This is a genomic window from Dietzia sp. DQ11-71, from assembly GCF_014144995.1.
Lineage (GTDB): Bacteria > Actinomycetota > Actinomycetes > Mycobacteriales > Mycobacteriaceae > Dietzia > Dietzia kunjamensis.
Genome location: NZ_JAALDT010000346.1, coordinates 1 through 4,950, shown reverse-complemented (window position 1 = coordinate 4,950; position 4,950 = coordinate 1). Strand labels below are relative to the sequence as shown.

The window sequence follows — 4,950 nt, the reverse complement described above, 5'->3', positions numbered from 1 at the left end:
CCGCCCGCCGCCATCGAGGCGAAGCGCACGTTGGCGGGCCAGCGCGATTCCACGAAGGCGGCCAGTTCCCCGGCCGCCGCCAGCCGGCGCACCGCGGTCAGGTCCCCGTCGAGCTCGACCACGACGACGTCCCAGTAGTCGGACGACGCGGCCCGTCGCGCGTACTCCCATCCCAACACCGCGGCCAGCGGGGTGTCCCCTCCGGCGGCGAGCGCGGCCAGTACGTCGTCGTCCGGATCGGCGGCGCCGGACCGGTAGGCCTCGAGCCTCGCCGTCGGGTCGTCGACCCGGACCTCGACGGGCCCGTCCTCCGAGACGTCGAGACGGGGGTCGACGGCATCGGGATGGCCGGTCAGGATCAACGCCGTGCAGCCGGGGTCCGCGAGCAGGTCGGCGGTGACGCCCGCGCGGTCCTCGGGATCTCCCCCGAGGACGACGACGACACGAGTTCTGCTCACCGCGACTCCGCCCGGCGTTTGAGTTCCTTCAGTGCGTCGCCCAGGATCCGGCGCTCGGCGCGGCTGCGCAGGCTCCCGATCACCGGGACCGTGAGCTCGATCTCGAGTTCGTAGTCCACACGCGTGCCGCCCTCCACCGGTTCGAGCCGGTAGTAGCCCCGTTGGGCCCTCTGCAACGCCGAGCTCTCGAGCCGCCACTCCAGACCGCGGTCGTCCGCCGACCAGGAGTAGACGAGGACGTACTCGTCGACGATCGCGCCCGCCTCGAGCTCGAACCGCACCCGGTCCGGACGGCCGTCCTGACCGGTGGAGAGCACTTCGGCCGCGCGGATCGACGCGGACCACTCCGGGTACGCGACGAAGTCGGAGATGACCGCCATGACGTCCTCCACCGGTGCGTCGACCACCGTGGAGTCTCTGGTCGGCCACACCTCGGGGGCGCCGTCGTGCTCGCTCATACCCACAAGCTTCACATATCCCGCTCCGCGATGCGCCCCACCCGCGGCGCCCGGAGGGCAGGCGACGTGACCACCGTGTGGTCCCGGCGATAGTGTGTGTGGTCACCGACATACTCTGAACGTCTCCACCGGGAGGACCCTTTGCGCGAATACGTCGCGGTACCCGCCAACTTCACCGTCCCTGACGACTGGTCCTGCGTTCAGTCGGCATACGACCGCGCGGAGAACACCCCGGAGAACGTGGCGTTCCAGAAGCCCGTCGACGGTCGGTGGACGGACGTCACCAACCGCGAGTTCGCCGAGGAGGTCCGGACGATCGCCCGCGGACTGGTGGCGCTCGGTGTCCGGGCGGGCGATCGGGTCGCCCTCCTCAGCTCCACCCGGTACGAGTGGAATCTCATCGACTTCGCGATCTGGGCCGTCGGCGCGGTCACCGTTCCCGTGTACGACAGCTCCAGCGCCGACCAGATCCACTGGATCATGGAGGACTCCGCGGCCCGGTTGATCATCGTCGAGAACGACACCCACGCCACCACCGCCCGGGAGGGCGTGCAGGGCCTGGAGGTCGCCGACGTCCTGGTGATCGACGGTGCGACCCCGGTCCTGGAGACCCTCGCCTCCGAGGGGGCCTCGGTCGACGTCTCGGTGCTCGACGAGCGCCGGGCCTCGGTCCGCGCCGACTCCCCCGCGACGCTGATCTACACCTCGGGGACCACGGGCCGCCCCAAGGGCGTCATGCTCAGCCACCGCAACTTCATGTCCGAGACGCTCGCCGTGCTCGAGACGCCGTTCAGCGGGATCCTGCGGGACGACGCCACCTCGGTGATGTTCCTGCCCCTGGCCCACGTGTTGGCCCGCGCCATCACCTACGCCGGATTCCACGCCGGCGTGACCATCGCGCATTCCGCCGACCTGACCAACCTGGTCGAGACGTTCGGCGAGATGCAGCCGCACTACATCCTGGCCGTCCCCCGCGTGTTCCAGAAGGTCTTCAACAAGGCCCAGGCGACCGCGCAGGACGGCGGCGCGGTCAAGGCGTGGATGTTCGACAAGGCCGCGGACACCGCGGTCGCGTACTCCAAGGCCAACCGGGGTGACGGCCGGGTGGGTCCGTTCCTCAAGCTGCGCCACGCGATCTTCTCGAAGTTGGTCTACGCCAAGCTCGTCAACGCGCTCGGTGGGCGTTGCGAGGTCGCCATCTCCGGCGGCGCCGCCCTGGGTGACCGTCTGACCCACTTCTTCGACGGCATCGGGGTCAACATCTTCGAGGGCTACGGCCTGACGGAGACCTGTGCGGCGATCACGGTCAACACCCCGGGGCGGATGCGGATCGGCAGCGTCGGCCAGCCGTTGCCCGGCTGCGCGGTCCGGATCGCGCAGGACGGTGAGGTCGAGGTGAGCGGGCCCGTCGTCGCCTCCGGCTACTGGCAGAACGAGGAGGCGACCGCCGAGTCCTTCAGCGACGGCTGGTTCCGCACCGGTGACCTGGGTTCGCTGGACGAGGACGGGTACCTGTCGATCACCGGCCGCAAGAAGGAGATCATCGTCACGGCCGGCGGGAAGAACGTGGCTCCCAACCAGCTCGAGGACGCTCTGCGTGCGGACCCGCTCGTGGCGGAGGCGGTGTGCGTGGGCGACGGAAAGCCGTTCGTCTCGGCCCTGCTGACCCTCGACCCGGAGGCCGTCGAACGGTGGAAGACCCACCACGACAAGTCCGGCTCGTTGTACGAGTTGCTCAAGGACGCCGACCTGATCGAGCACCTGGACCAGGCGCTGGTGCGGGCGAACCGGAGCGTGTCTCACTCCGAGTCGATCAAGAAGTACCACGTCCTCCCGGACCAGTTCACCGAGGAGACCGGTGAGCTCACCGCGTCCCTGAAGGTCAAGCGCAACGTCGTGCACCAGAAGTACGCCCAGCAGATCGAGTCGCTCTACGCCTGATCGGACTGCGCGTCGGAACGCGTGCTCTCGCGGGTCACTCCCCTGAGAGCACGCGTTCCATGTCCCGGGCCAGGTCCTCCCAGCGCCAGTTCTCCAGCACCCAGGTGCGGCCGCGGACCCCCATGGCCGACGCCCTGGGCCGGTCCTCGAGGAGGCCGGCGACGGCGTCGGCGACCTCGCCCTGTGACGTCCCGTCGACGACGAGACCGGTCCGGCCGTCGCGCACCGTCTCCGGGGCACCGCCGCTCCGGCCCGCCACGACCGGCACCCCGCACGCGGACGCCTCCAGGTAGACGATTCCCAGCCCCTCGACGTCCAGCCCTCCCCCTCGGGTCCTGCACGGCATCGCGAAGACGTCCGCCAGTCGGTGGTGGTCGACGATCTCGTCCGCGGGGACGCGGCCGGTGAAGACGACCCGGTCGGCCACCCCGAGGCGGCGCGCCAGTCCTTCCAGCGTGCGCCGATAGGGCCCACCGCCGACGACGACGAGGACCGCCCCGGGCACCCGCCGGGCGATCTCCGGCATCGCCCGGATGAGCATGTCCTGGCCCTTCCGCGGCACGAGGCGGGACAGACACACGATCACGTCGCGGTCCGCGAGTCCGTAACGGTCGCGGATCGCCCTTCGCCGTGCGGGATCCGGCCGGAACCTCTCCGTATCGACGCCACCCGGCTGGTGCACTAGGCGGGCGCGGGGGCCGAACGCCGCCGCGAACCGCCTCCGTGTGTAGTCGCTCACGTAGGTGACCGCGTCGGTGGACTCGCCGATCAGTCGCAGGATCTGGCGCGAGCCCGGCAGCATCGACCAGCCGACCTCGTGTCCGTGTGTGCTCGCGATGATGCGGTCCACGGAGCCCTGCCGTAGCACCGGCGCCATGGCGGCGAGGGGGGCGGCGGCCCCGAACCAGATCGTCGTCGCGCCGAAGTCCGAGGCGAGCCTTCGTGCGCGTGCCGCGAGGTCGGGCGTGGGGAGCAACACCTCGGTGGGCACCCTCTCCACCAGATAGGGCTTGGCGGCGTCGTACTCCGCCGATTCGCCACCCCGGAACGTCGAGGCGAGCACCGCGACGTCCGTCGGGTCCAGGTGGCTCAGATACGTCTCCAGGTACGACTGGATCCCGCCCGGGCGCGGCGGGTAGTCGTTGGTGATCAACAGCGTCTTGGTCATCGGCTCCGAGCCTGCCACACAACCCGGCCCGCCTCGGCCCCGCCCGGTGCGTCGTCCTCGTCGGGAAGGGGCGAGGCGCGATCGGGGACGGCCGGTGTCTGCGCGGGGCGGCCGTGCTTGGCCGGGTCGGCCGGGGTCAGTAGCGGCGGATCCCGTGAATCGGCATCGCGTCGACCTGCTCGAGGCGGACCGGCACACCGTAGGTCGGGGCGTGCAGGACCAGACCGTCGCCGGCGTACATCCCGACGTGGGTGGCGCCGGGGAAGTAGATGACAAGGTCACCGGGCCGGATGTCGTTCATCGCCACCGGGGCGCCCGCGACCGCCTGCGCCTGGCTCGCCCGGGGCAGCGCCTTGCCCTCCTGCGCGTACGACCACACCATGAGACCGGAGCAGTCGAACTCGGACGGGCCCGTCGCGCCCCACGAGTAGGGCGCGCCCAGCCGGGAGAGTGCGACTCGGAGCGCCGCGGAATTGACGTCGTCCACCGGCGGGGCAACGTACCCCTCCGGCACCACCGGTCCGCCGATCCATAGATCGCGTTGTGCGTCCGACAGTGCGTCGACCCGGCGACGGACCTCATCCATCCGTACCCGCATCTCCTCGGTTCGGCGGGCGAGCGCGTCGGTTCGCTCCTGCGCGACGCGGGCCGCGTCCCGGGCCTCGGCCGCGGAACGCGCGGCCTCTTCCCTGAGCTGCACCGCATCCCGGGACGCAGCTCTGGAGGCGTCCAGTGCACTCGTGGTGGCCCCGGACAGTCGGCGCAGCGTGTCGAGCCTGTGGACCAGGTCCCGGGGGCTCTCGGCGAGCACTGCCGCCCGTGTGGCGCCGGTGTCCCCGCCCCGGTACCGCATGGTCGCGAGGTGATCGACGGTGGACTGGTCCCGGCGCGCGGCGCCGTCCGCGAGGGCGGACCGTCCGGCTGC

The 4,950-nt window shown here is 71.1% G+C and carries 4 protein-coding genes and 1 pseudogene; 1 reads left to right on the top strand and 4 read right to left on the bottom strand.

Annotated elements, in window-relative coordinates; all coding sequences use genetic code 11:
* Window positions 1-458: pseudogene (locus G6023_RS12285) on the bottom strand (hypothetical protein); the annotation flags it as partial.
* Complete coding sequence (locus G6023_RS12280) at window positions 455-916, bottom strand: SRPBCC family protein (RefSeq protein ID WP_182635736.1); 462 nt, start codon at window positions 914-916, stop codon at window positions 455-457. The gene G6023_RS12280 and the pseudogene G6023_RS12285, both read right to left, overlap by 4 nt.
* 141 nt (window positions 917-1,057) lie before the next feature.
* Here G6023_RS12280 and G6023_RS12275 point away from each other — a divergent pair, with 141 nt between their 5' ends.
* Window positions 1,058-2,857: an AMP-dependent synthetase/ligase gene (locus G6023_RS12275; RefSeq protein ID WP_182635734.1), complete on the top strand. Its 1,800-nt coding sequence runs from the start codon at window positions 1,058-1,060 to the stop codon at window positions 2,855-2,857.
* Window positions 2,858-2,891: 34 nt separating this feature from the next.
* On the opposite strand, the gene G6023_RS12270 is transcribed toward G6023_RS12275, so the two are convergent.
* On the bottom strand, window positions 2,892-4,025 hold the full coding sequence (locus tag G6023_RS12270; RefSeq protein ID WP_182635732.1) for a glycosyltransferase family 4 protein: 1,134 nt from the start codon (window positions 4,023-4,025) through the stop codon (window positions 2,892-2,894).
* Between the two features lie 136 nt (window positions 4,026-4,161).
* A partial coding sequence (locus G6023_RS12265) for an NlpC/P60 family protein (protein WP_182635731.1) occupies window positions 4,162-4,950 on the bottom strand: 789 nt, incomplete at its 5' end.

Bases quoted from the DNA above. Each gene is read 5' to 3' on its own strand.
- G6023_RS12280 (WP_182635736.1), bottom strand. From the start codon at position 916: ATGAGCGAGCACGACGGCGCCCCCGAGGTGTGGCCGACCAGAGACTCC.
- G6023_RS12270 (WP_182635732.1), bottom strand. From the start codon at position 4,025: ATGACCAAGACGCTGTTGATCACCAACGACTACCCGCCGCGCCCGGGC.